Annotated in this window: 2 protein-coding genes; both read left to right on the top strand. The window is 76.2% G+C overall.

Annotation, left to right across the window (positions count from 1 at the left end):
• The first annotated feature begins 134 nt into the window (after nt 1–134).
• A complete protein-coding gene (locus Q6969_RS15360; RefSeq protein ID WP_317231222.1) occupies nt 135–1,502 on the top strand; it encodes an L-serine ammonia-lyase in 1,368 nt (455 codons plus the stop codon).
• Nucleotides 1,503–1,539: 37 nt separating this feature from the next.
• Nucleotides 1,540–1,824: SdpI family protein (locus tag Q6969_RS15365; RefSeq protein WP_317231223.1), on the top strand; the 285-nt coding region annotated here is incomplete at its 3' end.

A 1,824-nucleotide genomic window follows, 5' to 3' on the forward strand; every position in this document is an offset into this window, starting at 1 on the left:
CGGCCCCGCGCCCCCGCCCCCCCCGCCCGCGCCCCCCCCGCCGCTGCCGCGCCGCCCGCCGCGGCCGCGCCCCCGTCGGGCCCGCCGCGACCCGCCCGGCCGACCGCGCGGAGGCGGCGGCATAGTCTGACGGGATGACAGCGTACGTCTCGGCACTCGACCTCTTCTCCATCGGGATCGGGCCGTCGAGCTCGCACACCGTCGGCCCCATGCGCGCCGCCCTGCTGTTCGCCGAGGAGTGCGCGGCGTCACCGCGGCTGACGGCGATCACCCGGGTGACGGTGCGGCTGTTCGGCTCGCTCGGCGCCACCGGGCTCGGCCACGGCACGCCCGACGCGGTCGTCGCGGGACTCGCCGGCCTCGCGCCGGAGACCTGCGACCCCGACGAGGTGCGCGGCCGATGGTCCGGGCTCGGCGAGGGCGTCGACGTGCCGCTCGCGGGCGTCCACCCGGTGCGCATGGTGGGGCGCGACCTCACGTTCGAGCCGTTCACGCGCCTCCCCCGGCACCCGAACGCGATGCACCTCGCCGCCCTCGACGCCGACGGCGGCACCGTGCTCGAGAGCACGTGGTTCTCGGTCGGCGGCGGTTTCGTGCTGCGCGAGGACCAGGCGCCCTCGGCCGTGCTGCCCACCGGGCTCCCCCACTCCTTCTCCAACGCGGACGAGCTCATCGCCCTCGCCGAGTCGACGGGGCGCTCCATCGCCGACGTCGCGCGCGACACCGAGGAGTCGATCCACGGGTCGCGCCGCGCGGTCGCCGGCCTCGACGCGATCTGGGACGCCATGGCCGCGTGCGTCTCCTCCGGCCTGGACGGCCAGGGCACGCTGCCCGGGGGCCTCGACGTGCGACGCCGCGCGGCCCGCGTCGCCTCCCAGCTCGCCGCCATCGACGCCGAGGGCGCGCGCGACACCTCGCACGAGTGGCTGCACGCGTTCGCCCTCGCCGTCAACGAGGAGAACGCGTCCGGCGGGCGCGTGGTGACCGCGCCCACCAACGGTGCCGCGGGCATCATCCCCGCCGTCGGGTCCTACTACCTGCGGTTCGTGCCCGGCGCGGACCGCGACGGGATCCGCGACTTCCTGCTCACGGCGACCGCGATCGGCTCGCTCGTGAAGGCCAACGCGTCCATCTCGGGCGCCGAGGCCGGCTGCCAGGGCGAGGTCGGCACGGCGTGCGCGATGGCGGCCGGCGCGCTCTGCGCGGTGCTCGGCGGGACCCCGCGCCAGGTCGAGAACGCCGCCGAGATCGCGATGGAGCACCACCTCGGTCTCACGTGCGATCCCGTCGGCGGGCTCGTGCAGATCCCGTGCATCGAGCGGAACGCGATCGCCGCCTCGACCGCCGTGAACGCCGCCCGCATGGCGCTGCACGGCGACGGCACGCACCTCGTCTCCCTCGACACCGTGATCGAGACGATGCGGCAGACGGGCCTCGACATGTCCACCAAGTACAAGGAGACGTCCACGGGCGGCCTCGCGGTCAACGTCATCGAGTGCTGAGGGCGCACGGCGGGCGTTCCCGTGTCAGGCTGAGGGCATGGGTGTCCCCGCGCTGCTGCTCGCCGTCGCGGCGCTGCTGATCCTCGGCACCAGCCAGCTGGCCGCCTGGGGCGTCCTCAAGCGCAACGGCTGGATCGGCATCCGCACGCGCCCGCTCATGACGAGCGACGCCGCGTGGCGCGCGGGCCACCGGGCAGCGCTCCCGGCGCTGCGCGGCACGTGCCTCCCCGTCGCGATCGGCGGCGTCGTCGGCGGCATCGCGGCGGGCGCCGGCATGAACAGCGTCGCCAGCTGGGGCGCGCTGCTGCTCGTCGGCGGCATC

Origin of the sequence: Clavibacter sp. MX14-G9D (assembly GCF_032917815.1) — a bacterium.
GTDB classification, from domain to species: Bacteria; Actinomycetota; Actinomycetes; order Actinomycetales; family Microbacteriaceae; genus Clavibacter; species Clavibacter michiganensis_K.